At 65.0% G+C, this 15,620-nt stretch carries 15 protein-coding genes; 6 read left to right on the forward strand and 9 right to left on the reverse strand.

Annotated features, from left to right (window positions below; genetic code table 11):
- Nucleotides 1-345: 345 nt before the first annotated feature.
- The gene (locus MYCSM_RS26955) at nt 346-1,488 is read right to left on the reverse strand and encodes a serine/threonine-protein kinase (RefSeq protein ID WP_015309343.1); all 1,143 of its coding nucleotides are present in this window, start codon (nt 1,486-1,488) and stop codon (nt 346-348) included.
- Nucleotides 1,489-1,528: 40 nt separating this feature from the next.
- The gene (locus tag MYCSM_RS26960) at nt 1,529-1,765 is read right to left on the reverse strand and encodes a hypothetical protein (protein ID WP_157681404.1); all 237 of its coding nucleotides are present in this window, start codon (nt 1,763-1,765) and stop codon (nt 1,529-1,531) included.
- A 262-nt stretch (nt 1,766-2,027) separates the two neighbouring features.
- On the opposite strand from MYCSM_RS26960, the gene MYCSM_RS26965 reads away from it, so the two are divergent.
- A complete protein-coding gene (locus MYCSM_RS26965; RefSeq protein WP_232425672.1) occupies nt 2,028-2,297 on the forward strand; it encodes a DUF2510 domain-containing protein in 270 nt (89 codons plus the stop codon).
- On the opposite strand, the gene MYCSM_RS26970 is transcribed toward MYCSM_RS26965, so the two are convergent.
- A complete protein-coding gene (locus tag MYCSM_RS26970) occupies nt 2,294-3,301 on the reverse strand; it encodes an oxygenase MpaB family protein (protein WP_015309346.1) in 1,008 nt (335 codons plus the stop codon). The genes MYCSM_RS26965 and MYCSM_RS26970 overlap by 4 nt on opposite strands.
- Nucleotides 3,302-3,382: 81 nt before the next feature.
- Between MYCSM_RS26970 and MYCSM_RS26975 the strand changes: the two genes are divergently transcribed.
- On the forward strand, nt 3,383-3,967 hold the full coding sequence (locus tag MYCSM_RS26975) for a TetR/AcrR family transcriptional regulator (protein WP_015309347.1): 585 nt from the start codon (nt 3,383-3,385) through the stop codon (nt 3,965-3,967).
- Nucleotides 3,968-3,971: 4 nt separating this feature from the next.
- Here MYCSM_RS26975 and MYCSM_RS26980 read toward each other — a convergent pair whose 3' ends face one another.
- Complete coding sequence (locus tag MYCSM_RS26980; RefSeq protein ID WP_015309348.1) at nt 3,972-4,394, reverse strand: hypothetical protein; 423 nt, start codon at nt 4,392-4,394, stop codon at nt 3,972-3,974.
- A gap of 361 nt (nt 4,395-4,755) precedes the next feature.
- Here MYCSM_RS26980 and MYCSM_RS26985 point away from each other — a divergent pair, with 361 nt between their 5' ends.
- From MYCSM_RS26985 to phoU, 4 genes are all read left to right on the forward strand, one after another.
- Entirely contained in the window at nt 4,756-5,763 is a 1,008-nt protein-coding gene (locus tag MYCSM_RS26985) for an acyl-ACP desaturase (protein WP_015309349.1), read from the forward strand.
- Between the two features lie 20 nt (nt 5,764-5,783).
- Nucleotides 5,784-6,977 (forward strand): tRNA dihydrouridine synthase DusB, encoded by a 1,194-nt coding sequence (gene dusB / locus MYCSM_RS26990; RefSeq protein WP_015309350.1) that lies wholly within the window; start codon nt 5,784-5,786, stop codon nt 6,975-6,977.
- 197 nt (nt 6,978-7,174) lie between these two features.
- The gene (locus MYCSM_RS26995; protein WP_041312743.1) at nt 7,175-9,253 is read left to right on the forward strand and encodes an LCP family protein; all 2,079 of its coding nucleotides are present in this window, start codon (nt 7,175-7,177) and stop codon (nt 9,251-9,253) included.
- A gap of 104 nt (nt 9,254-9,357) precedes the next feature.
- Nucleotides 9,358-10,026 (forward strand): phosphate signaling complex protein PhoU, encoded by a 669-nt coding sequence (gene phoU / locus MYCSM_RS27000; RefSeq protein WP_015309352.1) that lies wholly within the window; start codon nt 9,358-9,360, stop codon nt 10,024-10,026.
- A 24-nt stretch (nt 10,027-10,050) separates the two neighbouring features.
- Here the strand turns inward: phoU and MYCSM_RS27005 are convergent, their stop codons facing one another.
- From MYCSM_RS27005 to MYCSM_RS27025, 5 genes are read right to left on the reverse strand one after another with little or no spacing between them, the layout of a single operon-like run.
- Nucleotides 10,051-10,977: an NADP-dependent oxidoreductase gene (locus tag MYCSM_RS27005; protein WP_015309353.1), complete on the reverse strand. Its 927-nt coding sequence runs from the start codon at nt 10,975-10,977 to the stop codon at nt 10,051-10,053.
- A 28-nt stretch (nt 10,978-11,005) separates the two neighbouring features.
- Nucleotides 11,006-12,286 (reverse strand): amidohydrolase family protein, encoded by a 1,281-nt coding sequence (locus MYCSM_RS27010; RefSeq protein ID WP_015309354.1) that lies wholly within the window; start codon nt 12,284-12,286, stop codon nt 11,006-11,008.
- Nucleotides 12,283-13,836, reverse strand: a complete 1,554-nt coding sequence (locus MYCSM_RS27015) for an FAD-dependent oxidoreductase (protein ID WP_015309355.1) — start codon at nt 13,834-13,836, stop codon at nt 12,283-12,285. Before MYCSM_RS27015 ends, MYCSM_RS27010 begins: the two co-directional genes overlap by 4 nt.
- Nucleotides 13,833-14,729 carry an alpha/beta fold hydrolase gene (locus tag MYCSM_RS27020; protein WP_015309356.1) on the reverse strand — a complete coding sequence of 299 codons (897 nt, stop codon included), beginning with the start codon at nt 14,727-14,729 and terminating at the stop codon, nt 13,833-13,835. The genes MYCSM_RS27015 and MYCSM_RS27020 overlap by 4 nt, the downstream gene beginning before the upstream one ends.
- A complete protein-coding gene (locus tag MYCSM_RS27025; protein WP_232425674.1) occupies nt 14,726-15,598 on the reverse strand; it encodes an alpha/beta fold hydrolase in 873 nt (290 codons plus the stop codon). The genes MYCSM_RS27020 and MYCSM_RS27025 overlap by 4 nt, the downstream gene beginning before the upstream one ends.
- Nucleotides 15,599-15,620 lie beyond the last annotated feature (22 nt).

Genomic DNA, 15,620 nt, shown 5'->3' on the forward strand with positions numbered 1-15,620 from the left:
GCCTTTCAAGAGGGGTTGATTTCAGTCAGGTGTTGAAGTGTGTCCCGGGTCGTCGATGGCGTCCCGGACATACTTGTTTGCGGAGTCAGCGCGGGGAGTCGAGGCGGATGCAGTTCGCGGCGGGGGGTCGCGAGCGGGTTCGATGAGCGACGGGACGTGCCGACTCTAACTGTCGAAACGGCGGCGAGACACAACAATTCGCGGTTGAACGCCCATCCGCAGAGTCCTCACGCGAGGCCGGTCCGCAGGAGGTTCGCATCTGCCGCAAACAACCTTCGCGACCAACGCATTTACGCGTCGTGTTGCCCGACGATAGCGTCGGCGCAAACAACGCCTCACACGGTGTCAGTCACCCTTCTTGTGCCCACTTCCGTTGCCACCGCGCTTCTTTGGAGGCGGTGGCTCCTCGACCTGAACCGGGGTGGTCGTCGGTGGCGGCGGTGGCACGAAGGACGGCGTGGACGCGGGCACAGACATGCTCGTGCTGGCCGGCTCTGGGGTCGACGGGGTCGAAGCCGAGTCGACGATAAACGCGATGGCGGCGATCAACACCGCGATCACGCCCGCGGCGACACCGACGTACCACCGCGACCGTCGGTTATGCGGGGGCGCGACCACCATCGTCGTCGGGTCCGGCAGCGGAGCGGCGAGCACGCGGGTCGCCGGCCGCACGGGCGGTCCGGCCGGGCCTGACAACCCCGCCCGCATCTCGTCGGCGCTGGCGAACCGCCACCCCGGATCGCGCGCCATAGCGCGCTCGATCACCGCCACCAGCGCCGGGTCGGCATCCTGACGCAGCGCGGCCAATGGTGGCGGCACGCCTTCGGAGATGGCGCGGGCCAACTCGGCCAGGTTCTCCTGCGGGAATGCCCGCCGTCCCGTCAGTGCTTCATAGCCGACGGCGCCGACGGCATACAAGTCGTCAGCGATGGTGGCCGGCCTGCCCGCAATCCGGTCGGGGCTCAGATACGCCATCGTGCCGACGATCTGACCCGTCAACGTATGTGCGCTTGCCGCGCTCTTGGCGATGCCGAAGTCGGCCACCTTGGTGTGACCTGACGTCGAGAACAGGATGTTGGCCGGCTTGATATCGCGATGCAGGATGCCTGCGGCGTGCGCGGCCGACAGCGCTGAGAGCACCTCGTCGAGAATCGACCGCACCTGTGGCTGCGGCAGCGGCCCCTGGGCGATGACATCGGCCAATGTCTGCCCGGACAGTCGCTCCATCACGATGTACGGCATCCCGGCGTGCTCGCCGCTGTCGTGGACGGAAACGATGTGCGGATGATTGAGCGCCGCCGCGGCGCGCGCCTCCACCTCGAAGCGCATCCGGTTGTCGGGCTGCGTGGTGAACACCGGGTACAGCAGCTTGACCGCGACCGGACGGTCGAGCCGGATATCCCAGCCGTCGCGGACCTCCGCCATGCCGCCGCGCCCGAGAACGCCCCGCAGTTCGTAACGGCCGCCAAGTACTTCTGGCGCCTGCATAGGTCAAAACTAGCCGGTCCACACCGGCGTCAAACCACCGCTAGGCGTCGCTGCGCGGTGCTGGAACCGCGATCGGGTCGGGCGTCGCGATCATCTCGACCGCGTTCGCAAGACCCTCGGCGATGGTCTCGATGACATGCATGCCGAAGGTAAACGGTGTGGTCAGCACTGTCAGGGGCGAAGGCGGCGGGGCGTAAACTTCCGTCACGTTCGTCGCCGATGCGGTCGGGGGCGCAGACAGCCCGATGACCACGGCGGCGATCAAGGACATCGCCACGCAGCCAAGAGACCGGATCACACGCAACACAAGAGAATCGTGCCCCATAAATCGCGAAAGGCATAGCGAAAAACGCCGAACGTTACCGGGCTGGCACGGTCAGCACCGCCGTGGGTGTTGGGCCAGCAGCCCATTCCTTTTCGAAGGCGAAAAACGTCCGGCGAATCGTATGCCCAAAGTTGATGCTCTACCAGCACGTTCACCGGTCGTTTTGTCGGCGGCACCCCGTGTTCACCGGCGCGGGACTGGTGTTGGCGCTCTGGTGGCTGCACAACGGCGACGCAGTTGCCGTCACTACGTGATGGGCTTGCTGATCTTCGTGGCGCGACGCAGGCAGGCGCTGGCCGTGCGCGACGCGAGATTGCGGGCCCGCGCCGAACTCGAGCATCGGCTGAACCTCGCCGGTGATCCGCGCGGCAGCTACGGCCGCTACCCGCCCGTGCAGGCGGGCTGGTTCCCCGATCCGCAAAACGGTTTGCAGCTAAGGTATTTCGACGGCGCGCTGTGGACGGCCTACGCACGACCGCGCTAGACGTCAGGGCAGTAATGCATGCCGTTGTCGCGGTGACCGGCAGGCGGCAGATTGCGGGCCGGCGTATGCACCGATGGCGCGTCGGCAGGCAGGCGTCCGGTGGCACGATCCCAACCGGCACGGGCCCTCGGGTGATAGCGGCGTCGCCTCGGCAGCATCTTGAATGACAGGTTCACCAATCTGCCGAACAGCCAATGCAACCGCGCATCGCGCGCCGACCACGTATAGCCCATCAAGTCGCGAACCGCCGGATCGTAAAGGCCAACCGTCACCCAAACCACAAAAGGGCCAAGCACTTTCAGCTGCAGTCGCCACAGCCAGTCCGGAATCCAGTGCAGTGACGGGTGTTTAGGCATCGTCGACAGATCAAGCACCTCGCGTGCAGCGAAGTTATTCTCCAAGACGTTACGGCACATGTGATCCCAGTAGATCTGGAAGTCTTCCCACGTCTTGGGTACCGGCCGCATGCTCACCCCGTACATGGAATACCAGGTGATGTGCTCGTCGAACAACCGACGCTTCTGCGCCTCGGTCAGGCCGTCGCCGAAGCGTTCCGCGGTCAGGATCGTGCCCATGAAGAACGTCGAGTGCGCCCAGTAGAAGACGTCGGGATTCAGCGCGCTGTACCGACGGCCCTGATCGTCGACGCCCTTGATGCCGACGTGATAGTCACGCACCTCGGCGCCGGTCTGCGGAGCCCGATCACCGTCGAAGACCACACCCCCGATCGGGTACAACGAACGCAGTAGTCGCGGCATGCGCTCTGAGAAGAAAATCGAATGTCGCTCGACGGCGGCGCCCAGTTGGGGATGCATGTTCTGCATGGATCCCGCCCACGGCCCCTGCAGCAGACCGCGCCAGTCGCCGAACAACTGCCAGGTCAACGAGTCTGGGCCGAGCGGTGCCGGCACAGCGTCGTACCCACCCGCGGTAACGGGACAACCTGCTGCCGGCGAGGGGGCTCCGGTGGTTTCCGGGCACACCTCAGACGTATCTTGAGTCACTGGTGAACTTCCGATCGAGTCAGATGGCATCCTCGCAGATTCTGACTACGGGCGTTGTCACCATAGAGCTTAGGGAGTGATGTGCCTTCCAGTCAACGACGCGGCCGATGGTCGGGCGTTCCGCTGCAGGACCGCCAGGTCCTGCGCCGTGACGAACTGATCACCGCCGGAGTCGAGTTGTTGGGCGGCCCCGCAGGTCCGGCCCTGACCGTGCGGGCGGTCTGTCGCACCGCGGGGCTGACCGAGCGCTACTTCTACGAGAGCTTCGCCGACCGCGACGAGTTCGTGCGCGCCGTCTACGACGACGTATGCACCAGGGCGATGTCCACGCTGATGACCGCCGAAACCCCGCGCGACGCCGTCGAACGCTTCGTCGCATTGATGGTCGACGATCCGTCGCACGGCCGGGTCCTGCTGCTCGCGCCGGGCGTCGAACCCGTGCTCACCCGCTCGGGCGCCGAATGGATGCCGAACTTCATCGATCTGCTGCAGCGCAAGCTGACCCGAATCACCGATCCAGCGGTGCAGGCGATGGTGGCCACCGGCCTGATCGGGGCGCTGACAGCGCTGTTCACCGCGTACTTGGATGGCCGCTTGGCGGCGACGCGCGAGCAGTTCATCGACTATTGCGTCGACATGCTCCTCAGTCGAGTTTCGAGCTACTAACCGGCTACGCGCCGGGAGTGCTGACCTCTGCGAGCTGGGCTTCCTCTTGGGCGGCTGCCTGGTCGGCCGCAGCCTTGGCCTCCCGGCCCTCAGGGCTGGCGACCGAGGCGCCGGGGTGGGTCGCCGTCGCGTACCCGCCGTTGCAGTTCAAGTAGAACTGCACCTTGCTGTCGTAGTGTGCGCCGTCATTGGCAGAGACGAATGGTGCGGTCTGCGAACGGGTTACCAGGCACTCGTCCTGCGACAGCTTGTCGCCGACGCGGCCGGCGACGACCACCGTCTGGCCGGCGTCGCTGGCCGCCGATGACGCGTCAGCGTAGGTCTGCCCTGCATAATCGTCCGCCGCAGCCACACCCGTGCCGAACAGCGCCGTCAAGGCTGATGCGGCGACGGCCGAGCCGACGGACAGCATTATAGACTTCTTCACTGAGCCCGACCTCCGAATTATCGTAGAAATGCCTGGAAAAACCGATATTCGGGAGTCTATTGCGTGGCCCGCGTCGCCGCTACCGCGCGCCAGTATCAGCCCGCTTCCTGCGCAATCAACGCCTTACGGCCTTATGGGCTGGCGGCAGACAGCCCAGCCGAACACGCGGATGCGACCGCCGCGTTTACAGTTCAGCGCTGGATGGTGTTTCCGGCGTCGCTATAGGTCTGGCCCACGACATCCGGGTCCGCTGCCGCGGCGATGTGGCACTCCGAGCACACTCCAACGAACAACTTGAATGTCACCGCGGGACACAGATATATTGAGTGCAACCAACAGGTACAGATAACTGGGAGGGGCCATGCCGCAAGGTCTGACAGATCTGCAGCTACTGCACGAGCTCGAGCCCGTCGTCGAGAACAACATCAACCGGCACCTGTCGATGCGCAAGGACTGGAATCCGCACGACTACATCCCGTGGTCGGACGGCAAGAACTATTACGCCCTCGGCGGCAAGGACTGGGACCCCGAGGAGTCGAAGCTCTCCGAGGTCGCCCGGGTCGCGATGCTGACCAACCTCTTGACCGAGGACAACCTGCCTGCCTATCACCGCGAGATCGCGATGAACTTTTCCATGGACGGCCCGTGGGGCTTCTGGGTCAACCGCTGGACCGCCGAGGAGAACCGGCACGGCATCGCGCTTCGCGACTACCTCGTCGTCACCCGCTCCATTGATCCCGTCGAGCTCGAGATGCTGCGAATGGAGCAGGTAACCCGTGGCTTCTCGCCCGGCCAGAACCAGCAGCTGGAGGGCGACGCCGACCTGTTCGCCGAGAGCCTGTTCGACTCCGTCATCTACGTGACGTTCCAGGAGCTGGCGACGCGCGTCAGCCACCGCAACACGGGTAGGGCGTGCAACGACACCGTCGCCGACCAACTGCTGCAACGTGTTTCGGCCGACGAGAACCTGCACATGATCTTCTACCGTGATGTGTCGGCTGCCGGGTTTGATATTGCCCCCAACCAAGCGATGCACTCCCTGCACAAGGTGCTGAGCAACTTCAAGATGCCCGGCTACACCATTCCTGACTTCCGCCGTAAGGCCGTCACCATCGCCTCGGGTGGCGTTTATGACCCGCGCATCCACCTTGACGACGTGGTGATGCCGGTGCTCAAGAAGTGGCGCATCTTCGAGCGCGAGGACTTCACCGGCGAGGCCGCGCGCCAGCGCGACGAGCTGGCCACCCTTGTCGAGGAGCTCGAGGAGGCCTGCGACAAGTTCGAGATCGCCAAGCGGCGCCGTCTCGAGCGTCTGGCCCAGATGGCCGAAAAGAAGGCTGCAAAGGAGCTCGCCGCATCAGCGTCGTAATCGACTCACGGCCCGCCGTGATGAGCCGCTTGCGCGAACAGGGAGCACCTCCCGCCCGAAGGGCAGGGGGACAGACGGCGCTGGGGATCGGGCCGATCGAGCTGCGGAGCCCCGTCGTACTGGCCCCGATGGCCGGTGTGACGAATGTCGCGTTCCGTACGCTCTGCCGCGAACTCGAGCTGGCCCGCGCCGGGACGGTCAGTGGGCTGTACGTGTGCGAGATGGTCACCGCTCGCGCTCTCGTCGAGCGCCACCCGGTCACCATGCACATGACGACGTTCGCGCCGGACGAGTCGCCCCGCTCGCTGCAGCTCTACACCGTCGACCCGGATAACACGTTCGCGGCGGCGAAAATGATCGCTGACGAGGGCCTAGCCGACCACATCGACATGAACTTCGGTTGCCCGGTGCCCAAGGTCACCCGACGCGGGGGCGGCGCGGCGCTGCCGTTCAAGCGGCGGCTGTTCGGACAGATCGTCGCGGCGGCCGTGCGCGCGACAGAGGGCACCGATATCCCGGTGACCGTCAAATTCCGCATCGGCATCGACGACGCCCACCACACCCACCGTGACGCGGGCCGGATCGCCGCCGAGGAGGGCGCGGCCGCCGTGGCGCTACATGCCCGCACCGCGGCGCAGCGCTACTCGGGAAGCGCCGACTGGGAGCAGATTGCGGCATTGAAACAGCACGTCACAGGCATTCCTGTGCTGGGCAACGGCGACATCTTCGACGCCGAGGATGCGCTGGCAATGATGGCGGCGACCGGGTGTGACGGAGTTGTCATCGGCCGCGGCTGCCTTGGTAGGCCGTGGTTGTTCGCCGAGCTCTCGGCGGCGTTCACCGGGACGACACCGGCCACACCGCCCAGCCTCGGGGAGGTCGCGGCCATCATGCGTCGGCACGGCCGGCTGCTCGCCGAGCATTTCGGTGAAGACAAAGGCATGCGCGATATGCGCAAGCACATCGCGTGGTACCTGCACGGATTCCCCGCCGGGGCCGATCTGCGGCGGGCATTGGCCCTGGTCAAGACGCTTTCAGAGCTTGACGCGCTGCTGGATCAGCTCGACCCGCAGGTGCCGTTCCCGCTGGCTGCGACCGGCCCGCGCGGACGACAAGGGTCTGCGGCGTCGGTGGCACTGCCCGAAGGCTGGCTGACCGATCCTGACGACTGCACGGTGCCCGCGAGGGCAGACGTCATGCACTCCGGAGGCTAAACCGAGACGTTCTCGGTACCTTCGGTGGACTGGCCGTCTCTCAGGATGTCTCAGTACGATAAGGCTCTTGTCGTATCCGGCTCCAACGGCGGAGCCCGCAGAGTGCCGTTCAGCAAGCTAGAAGGCACGCGCAACACTGCATACGCCCATGCGCACCGGCGCGCACGATGGTCCAGAAGTCGGAGGCCACCAGAAACATGAGTGACGGCGAAAACGCCACTCCTGGGCTTCCCAGCGCTGGGCCCAATCGATGGCTTACCCGAAGTACGCCGCCGCCGCCAGGCGCCGCGCCGTGGGAGCGCAGCGGAAATTCCGAGCCCGAGGACGACGAAACCGCCGCCCCTGCCGGCAACCACACCGATGGTGTCACCGTCGCCGATCTGATCGCCAAACTGAACGGTGCGTCGAGCGTTCCCGAGGAGCTCAGGCGCCCCCGCTCCGAACCGGAGCCGCCTCCCATACCCGAGCCGCGCCCAGAACCCGAGTGGCGCCGCGCGCCCGAGCCGCGACCGGTACCCGAGCCGCAGGCCCCGGCGACCGAGATCATTCCGCCCGTCGTCGAACTCGACGATCCGGCCACGGAGGTTATCCCCGTGGTGGCCGGGTACGCCTACGAGGTGCCGGATCTAGCGGCGCTGCGCAGCGACGACCGGGTGCAGCCGTCGCGTATCGGGACTGGGCGTGGCACGCCGCAGCCCGAGAAGAAGCGACCGCGGTTCACCAAGACGATGGTTGCGGGACGTGCGGCGGCCGCGTTGATTGCGGTGAGCGCGCTGGTCCTGACCGGCGGGGCCTGGCAGTGGCAGTCGTCGAAGAACAACATGCTCAACAAGGTCTCTGCACTCGATCTGAACTCGAAAGACATCGTCGATCCCAACGCGCAGTTCGGTGACGAGAACTTCTTGATCGTCGGGGTGGACAGCCGATCCGGCGAGAACAGCGATATGGGGGCGGGAACCACCGCCGACGCCGCTGGCGCACGGTCGGACACGATCATGCTGGTGAACATTCCCGCCAACCGCAAACGCGTTGTGGCCGTGTCGTTCCCGCGTGACCTCGCGATCACACCGACAAAGTGCGAGCACTGGGATCCCGATACGCACCAATATGGTCCGGTCACCGACCAACAGTCCGACATGTACGGACACGACGAGGTGTACACGGAGACAAAAATCAACTCGGCCTACGCGGTCGGTGGCCCTAAGTGTCTGGTGAAGGTGGTCCAGAAACTGTCCGGTCTTTCCGTAAACCGTTTCATGGCAGTCGATTTCGCGGGCTTCTCGAAGATGGTCGACGCCCTTGGCGGTGTCGAGGTATGCAGCACCACCCCGCTGGAGGACTACGAACTGGGCACCGTGCTGGCCAACGCGGGCCGGCAAATAGTCGACGGTCACACCGCGCTGCAGTACGTGCGTGCCCGCCAAGTCACCACCGAGACCAACGGCGACTACGGTCGCATCAAGCGCCAGCAGCTGTTCCTGTCGTCACTGTTGCGCTCGATGATTTCCAAGGAAGTGTTCTTCTCGCTGTCCAAGCTCAACAACGTGGTCAACATGTTCATCAACGACAGCTTCGTGGACAACATCAATACGAAGGACCTTGTCGACCTCGGCCAGTCCGTGCAGGGCGTCAATGCCGGCCGCATCACGTTCGTGACCGTGCCGACCGTCGGATACGCCGACGAGTACGGCAACGAGACGCCCCGCACCGACGACATGCGGGCGCTGTTCGACGCGATCATCAACGACGACCCGCTGCCTGAGGAGAAGAACCCGGACAACACCCCGGTGCCTGGCACGCCGCAGTCGAAGACCAGTACCCCCGAGGCAGCTCCCACACCCGCGCCGGAGAGCGCCGAGTTGGTGAGTGCCGTGACCACCAATCCGCAGGACATCACCGTCCGGGTGTCGAACTCCACCGGCGAGAATGGGCTCGCGTCGACCGCGGCGGGCGAATTGCAGTCGCACGGCTTCAACGTGACCAGCCCGGACGACTACCCGGGGCCGCTGACCTCGACGACGGTCTTCTTCTCGCCGGGCAATGAGCAGGCCGCGGCGACGGTCGCCTCGTCCTTCACCAACCCCACCATCGAACGGGTCAGCGGCTTGGGCGACGTGGTGCGCGTTGTGCTCGGAAGCGACTTCCTGTCGGTGACTCCGCCGTCGCCAAGCGGCTCGCCTGTGCAGGTTCACGTCGTGCGCGGGACCAGCACCGCGCCAACGCATCTACCCGAAGATCTGACGGTCACCAACGCCGCCGACACTAGTTGCGAATAAGGCTGTACGAGCGCCAGCCTCGCCCCGTTTAGGCAGGTGGCATTCACCTTTCGTTCACCGCTGGCGTCGTGACGTACCGACGACAGACCCCGTAGGCTTGGCGCATGCGGACCGCGTACCACGAGCAACTGGATGCCCTGACAGGCCAGCTCGGCGACATGTGCGGGCTGGCGGGCGCTGCCATGGAACGCGCCACGCAGGCCCTGCTGCAGGCCGATCTGGTGCTGGCTGAGCAGGTCATCACCGACCACGAGCAGATCGCCGCCATGAGCGCCCGCGCAGAGGAAAGCGCATTCGTGCTGCTGGCGCTGCAGGCGCCGGTGGCGGGCGATCTGCGGGCCATCGTCAGCTCCATTCAGATCGTGGCCGACGTCGACCGGATGGGCGCGCTGGCCCTACACGTCGCCAAGATCGCCCGACGCCGCCACCCCCAGCATGCGCTGCCCGAAGAGGTCAACGGCTATTTCGCTGAAATGGGCCGCGTCGCAGTCGAATTGGGCAACAGCGCCCAAGAGGTCCTGCTCACCCGCGACCCCGAGAAGGCCGCGAGGATCCGTGAAGAAGACGACGCGATGGACGACCTGCACCGCCACCTCTTCACGGTGCTGATGGACCGGGAATGGAAACACGGCGTCGCCGCAGCCGTCGACGTGACGCTGCTCGGCCGCTTCTACGAGCGGTTCGCCGACCACGCCGTCGAGGTGGCTCGCCGCGTCATCTTCCAGGTCACCGGCAACCACCCCGACGAGGAACAGATCCCCGCCCCACGCTGAGTCCCCGCCCCACGCTGATCTGCGTCACGGCCGCAGCACGATCTTTCCCCTGGTGTGCCGCTGCTCCAGCGCGCGGTACGCCTCTTTCACCTGGGCCAGCGGGTACACCGCGGCGATCGGCACCTCGAGCTCGCCTGAAGCGCTCAGCTTCGCCAGTTCGGCCAGCACATTGGCGTCGGCGGCGTCGGCATTTCCCTCACCCTTGACGCCGAACCGCTCGATGGCCGGGAAGTCGATGATGGTGTCCACCCGCTGTGGATCGATGCCGAGTTCCGTCACCGCCAGTTCGACGTAGCCGCCTCCGAAAAAGTCCAGTAACGCGTCAATCCGCCCGTCTGGCGCCGCCTCGCGAAGCCGGTTCGCCAATCCGTCGCCGTAGTTGACCGGGACCACGTCGTGGGCGGCGAGCCAGTCGTCGTTCGAGGGACCGGCGATACCGAGAACTGTTGCGCCGGAACGCTTAGCGAGTTGGACGGCTATGGTGCCCACTCCCCCCGCGGCGCCTGCAACCGCGACCGTCTCACCGGGCTTCAACCCGACAGCGCGCACCGCGGCGTACGCAGTGGTACCCGCGACGAACAACGCCCCGGCCACCTCCCAACTGACGTCGGCCGGTTTCCGGGTGAGCTGATTCGCTGGCACCACAGCGAATTCGGCGTGACTCGCCCGGTTCTCGCTGAACCCGATGACCTCGTCGCCGACGGTGACGCTGTCGACGCCAGGACCCATCTCGACGACGACGCCTGCCAGGTCGCTGCCCTGTCCCGACGGGAAGGTGGCCGGGAAGCGATCGTGCAGGAGGCCCTGGCGGATCATCGCCTCACCCGGATTGATCCCGGCGGCCTTCACCTCCACAAGCACCTCGCCCGCGGCGGGCACCGGTCTGGGAATGTCGCGAACCTCCAGGACATCGATGCCGCCGTAGGAATCAAACTGCACTGCCTTTGCCATAGGAGCTACGACAGCACGTCGTCTCGCACTATTCCCGAGAACGGCTGAGGAGACTTTCGGCGGATTTCGTCAACCCGTTGAGGGTCGCCTCCACCTCGCCATTGTGCAGCCGTCCGTGACTCTTCACGATGTCACCGCCCACGATGACCGTGTCGACGTTGCTGGTGTCCATGTGGTGGACGACTGCACCCGATGCGTGCAACACCGGCACAGTGTTGAGCGTGCGTGCGTTGAGCACCACGATGTCTGCGATCTTGCCTGGTGTAAGAGAACCGATGCGGTGATCGAGGTGTGCGGCTTGCGCGCCACCGAGTGTGGCCATCCGGAGAATGTCGCGTGTGGTGGCCGGCCTTGCAGGGTTGGTGTCGGCTTGGCGAGCTGATTGGAACGCCGCGCGCATCTGGGTGAACATGTCGACGGGCCCGAGACTGGCGGCATCGGTGCCCAGGCCGCTTGGGATGCCGTAATCGAGCACACGCTGAATTGCGGGGCGCCCCATGCCGAGAGCGTGCTCGACAAAGCATGAAAGCGAAACCTTGCCCCCGGTGCGGGCAATCGCCTGCCATGTCGAATCATTCAAGCCGAGGCAGTGAATATAGGTATTGCGCAGCCCCAGAAGACCCTCGCCGTCGAGTTCCTCGAGCGTCCGACCGAACCACTCGTTGTTGATATGCGCGAAGACAGGCAGATCTAGTTCGCGCGCAAGCCGAAAGTCGTTGGCATCGACCAGGTAGCCCAGCGCAAGACTCACGCGGTCATCGGACTTGTCGGTAGCTTCCGTCAGGCGGCGAATGTCGTTGGGGTAGTTATATGTTGGGGCCGGCTCGTGGCCGAAAACCGGTGTGAAGCTGAATACGCAGCGAATCCCCGACCGGCGGATCGCATCGAGCGCAGCGTCGCTGTGTTCAGGAGTGTAGGAGCACTGCGATGTGTCGACCACCGTCGTCGTTCCTGCCGAAAGGTTTTCGAGGGCACCACCCAACTCGCCCCAGTACACGTCCTCGGGCGTGTACTGGTGAAAGATGCCGTCGCGGCCTGTCCTTGACTGAGTGAAGTAGTCCTCGGCCACGGCATCACACCAATATGCGCGCAGCGCGGTCTGGAACATGTGCAGATGCGAATTGACAAAGCCCGGCAACACGATCTTGTCGGCACAGTCCAGTACGTCCGCGTCCGCGTTGGCATCGAGATCAACCCCGACGCGGCTGATTTCGCCGTTTTCGATCAGCACATCGCCGCGCGCGAGATCGCCGATGTTGTCGTCCATCGTCAGCACGTTCGCGTTGCTGAGCAAAAGAGGGCGGGTCATGGATGGGACTCCTGCATCTGCGGGGCCAGCTTCCTGATCGCCGAGCAGGTTGTGGCAAGCATGTCGCGGGTGGCGATGCTTGCGACGTAGCCGTCGGGCCGGATTAGCAACAGGGCGTCGCCGCTGAGGCCGTAGTTCTTCTTGACTGCCGCGGTCGGGTCGCGCAATACGACGTCGGCACAAGCTGATTCGGTGTTGATGGCGACCCGCCGCAAAGGAGCGCCAGCGGTCGGCCACGCCAACGACTCGAGCTCGTGCGCCGCGTGCCGCCCGTGGGCCAGCGCGGTGAAATGCGGTCCGCGATAAACATCGAAGAGTCGCACCGGCTTTCCCTCGCAGTCACGCAACAGCGCGTCCGGCGCGCGGTCGCCCAGGTGCAGCGTGGCTGTGCGTTCGGAGGTGATGGGGGCGAGCGGGCCGCCACGGTAGTTGAGGGCGAGCTGCTGTTCGTCCTTACCCCGCCGAAGGCTGGAGGGGTTGAATTTCCCCATCCCGCCGTATTTCTTGGTGGACAGACCCAGTACTCCGGCGGCTATCGGCTGCCGTTCGCCTTCGTAGGTGTCGAGCAGTTCCTGTGGCGCGCCGGCGAGGACTTGGCCGAGCTTCCAGCCGAGGTTGTAAGCATCCTGAATCCCGGTGTTCAGTCCTTGTGCGCCGGCAGGGGTGTGCACATGCGCAGCGTCTCCGGCGACGAAGACCCGTCCTTGCCGATACTGCTGTGCCAACCGGATATTCGGGCGGAATATCGACTTCCACGCGATGGTGTGCACAGCCAGCCGCTGATTGCCGGTCTGCTTGCGAATGCGCTCGGTGATTTGCGTTTCATCCATCGGCACTGATTCGTCGGGGGCCAGCCGGATCATCCATTGGAACAAGTCGCTGTGGGGCAGTGGACAGGCGCCGACAAAACGGCCCCCTAATCCCGGCCAAACGTGCCACCGGTCGCGCGATAGATTCCCCTCGATCTCAGCGTCGACGATGAGGATGCGGTCGGCCTCGTCAGTTGATCCGATGAATTCGATGCCGGCCTGCTTGCGTACGGCACTGCCGCCGCCGTCGGCTCCTACGACGTACCGAGCGGTGATCATCTCCACTCCGTCGTGGCTCGTCACCGCGGCCTTCACTACATCGGGCGTTTGGCTGAGTTCGGCAAGTTCCCTGTGGTATTCGACTTCGACCCCCAGCTCGCGCAGGCGGTTGTGCAAAGCGCCATCGGTGCGGAATTGTGGGATCAGCCAGGTATTTGGGAATGGCACATCGTCGCCGGCTTGCGGGCTTCGCATCATCCGCAACGGGACCGTGACCGGTCCAAGGTGGATGCCCAGCGGCGGGTAGGTGGATCCGCCCGCCAGCACCTCGTCGAGGGCTCCGAGGTCTTCGAGCACTTCGAGCGAGCGGGGCTGAATTCCCTTGGCGCGGGAGCCTTCAAAGGCGTGTTCGGCCTTGTCGATGATGCGCACGGTGATTCCGCGACGGGCCAGTTCGATTGCGTGCGCCGCGCCGACGGGGCCCGCGCCGACGACGAGGACATCAAGGTCGGGTTTGGTCATGGTTTGATCCGATCGGTGTGTGCAGCCGTGAATGTCGCCAGCCGTTCGGCGACCTCGGCGGGCCGCTCATACGGCGCCATATGGCCGCAGTTGATGACGTGGGTTTCGGCGGGGCGCAGCAGGGAGCGGGCGGTCTCCATGCCGCTGATTGGGGTGACCTGGTCGTCGCGGCCCCACACCAGCATCGTGGGAACTCCGCCTTCGCCAATGCGGCGGAACAAGGGAGCCCGCCCCGAGAGCGGGAAATTCTGCAGCGTCGAGAAGAACGCAAACATCGAGCCCTCGTAGAGATAGGTATCAGCGATCATGGCGGTCAACCGCTCGGCCAGCGCCGGGTCGGAGACGTTGTGACCGAGATGGCCCAGCAGGATGCGCCGACCGAATAGTTTTGCCACGAGTGTGGCGAGCGCATCGCTGCGCAATAGCCACCGCTGGCGCCCTGCGGCGTCTGCTAGCCCGGCTGGTCCCACTAGGGTGAGCGTCGCCACGGAATCGCCATGCTCTGCGGTATACCCCATTGCGATCAACGCGCCCATCGACGTTCCGACAATGTGTTGGCGAGCCGGCAATTTGAGTGCAGTGATGATCTCGCGTAGTTGACGTCCGAACAGTGCCTCGTCGTAACGGCCGGGGACCCGGTCGGAGTAGCCGCGCCCGTAAGCGCTGAATGCCAAGGTTCGCAGGCCCCGGGCGTGCAGTTGATCGGCGAAGGCGTCCCAATAGGACAGCGGCACAGTCAATCCCGGCACCAGCACCACGAGAGGACCGTCGCCAGGTCCGCGCAATTCGTAGTGCGTGACGCCGTCGCTGAGCTCGATGAACTCTCCGCGCAGCTCACGACGGGTGATGCCGTCGAGCCGGCGACTCTCTGCGCTTACCGTGAAGTACTTCATGACGCGCCCTTATCGCCGAGGCCGTCCAGGAAAGTGCTGACCTGCTTGGCGAACCAGACTGGATCTTCTTCGGGCAGAAGGTGTCCGCCATCAGGGTGGACGGCCTCGCGGGCACCGGGAATATCGCCGGCGAAGTACTGGCCGTCGATGCCGGCGCTGCGCAGCACCAGGGTGGGCACTGTGATGGTGTTGATTTCTGCGGTGCGGTCGAGTTGATCGGTGTTGACGAAATCGATGAAGGCCGAACGGTTTCCCGGTTGATTCCACAGGTGGTGCACCCGTGACACCATCGCGTCATTCACGATGGTGGCGTGTGGCCCAACGGCTTGCCGCAAGCCACGCTCGACCATCCGGCGCGGCATCCATGCGCGCATGAGCGGCCGCACAACGGGATTGCGGGCCAGTCGCATGCCAATCGGCAGCGACTTTTCCGGGTAGCCGGTGGCGTTGACCAAGACCAGGGCGCGTATGCGTTGCGGGTAATCAAGAGCCAGATTCCACGCGATGTTCCCGCCCAACGAATTGCCGGCCACCGTGTAGCGGTCGATGTTGAGATGCTGCATGAATTGCGCGACGGTGGCGGCGTAGGTCCGCACCCGGTAGTCGCCGTATGGGCGCGGCCCGGTGAGCCCGAAGCCGGGGAGGTCGGGGCGGATGACGTCGAAGTCTTTCTGCAGGATCGCGGTGGCGCGGTCGAAGTGATCCAGCGAGCTGGTGGTGCCGTGCAAAAGCAGCAACACGGGGCCGTCACCGGCACGTTTGTAGTGCAGGTTCAGGCCGTCGACGTCGATGAACTGTGATCTACCGATGGCACCCAACATAATGGATACAGCGTCGCCGATATTGCTCAGAATGTCAAGGATGGTCATACTGAGCAGCGTGAAGGCGTCC

It is taken from the genome of Mycobacterium sp. JS623, from assembly GCF_000328565.1.
GTDB lineage: Bacteria > Actinomycetota > Actinomycetes > Mycobacteriales > Mycobacteriaceae > Mycobacterium.

Excerpts from the sequence above, each read along its gene's own strand:
- MYCSM_RS27020 (WP_015309356.1), bottom strand. The coding sequence starts at position 14,729 with ATGAAGTACTTCACGGTAAGCGCAGAGAGTCGCCGGCTCGACGGCATC.
- MYCSM_RS27025 (WP_232425674.1), bottom strand. The coding sequence starts at position 15,598 with ATGACCATCCTTGACATTCTGAGCAATATCGGCGACGCTGTATCCATT.
- phoU (WP_015309352.1), top strand. The coding sequence starts at position 9,358 with ATGCGGACCGCGTACCACGAGCAACTGGATGCCCTGACAGGCCAGCTC.
- MYCSM_RS27015 (WP_015309355.1), bottom strand. The coding sequence starts at position 13,836 with ATGACCAAACCCGACCTTGATGTCCTCGTCGTCGGCGCGGGCCCCGTC.
- MYCSM_RS26985 (WP_015309349.1), top strand. The coding sequence starts at position 4,756 with ATGCCGCAAGGTCTGACAGATCTGCAGCTACTGCACGAGCTCGAGCCC.
- MYCSM_RS27005 (WP_015309353.1), bottom strand. The coding sequence starts at position 10,977 with ATGGCAAAGGCAGTGCAGTTTGATTCCTACGGCGGCATCGATGTCCTG.
- dusB (WP_015309350.1), top strand. The coding sequence starts at position 5,784 with ATGAGCCGCTTGCGCGAACAGGGAGCACCTCCCGCCCGAAGGGCAGGG.
- MYCSM_RS27010 (WP_015309354.1), bottom strand. The coding sequence starts at position 12,286 with ATGACCCGCCCTCTTTTGCTCAGCAACGCGAACGTGCTGACGATGGAC.
- MYCSM_RS26995 (WP_041312743.1), top strand. The coding sequence starts at position 7,175 with ATGAGTGACGGCGAAAACGCCACTCCTGGGCTTCCCAGCGCTGGGCCC.
- MYCSM_RS26955 (WP_015309343.1), bottom strand. The coding sequence starts at position 1,488 with ATGCAGGCGCCAGAAGTACTTGGCGGCCGTTACGAACTGCGGGGCGTT.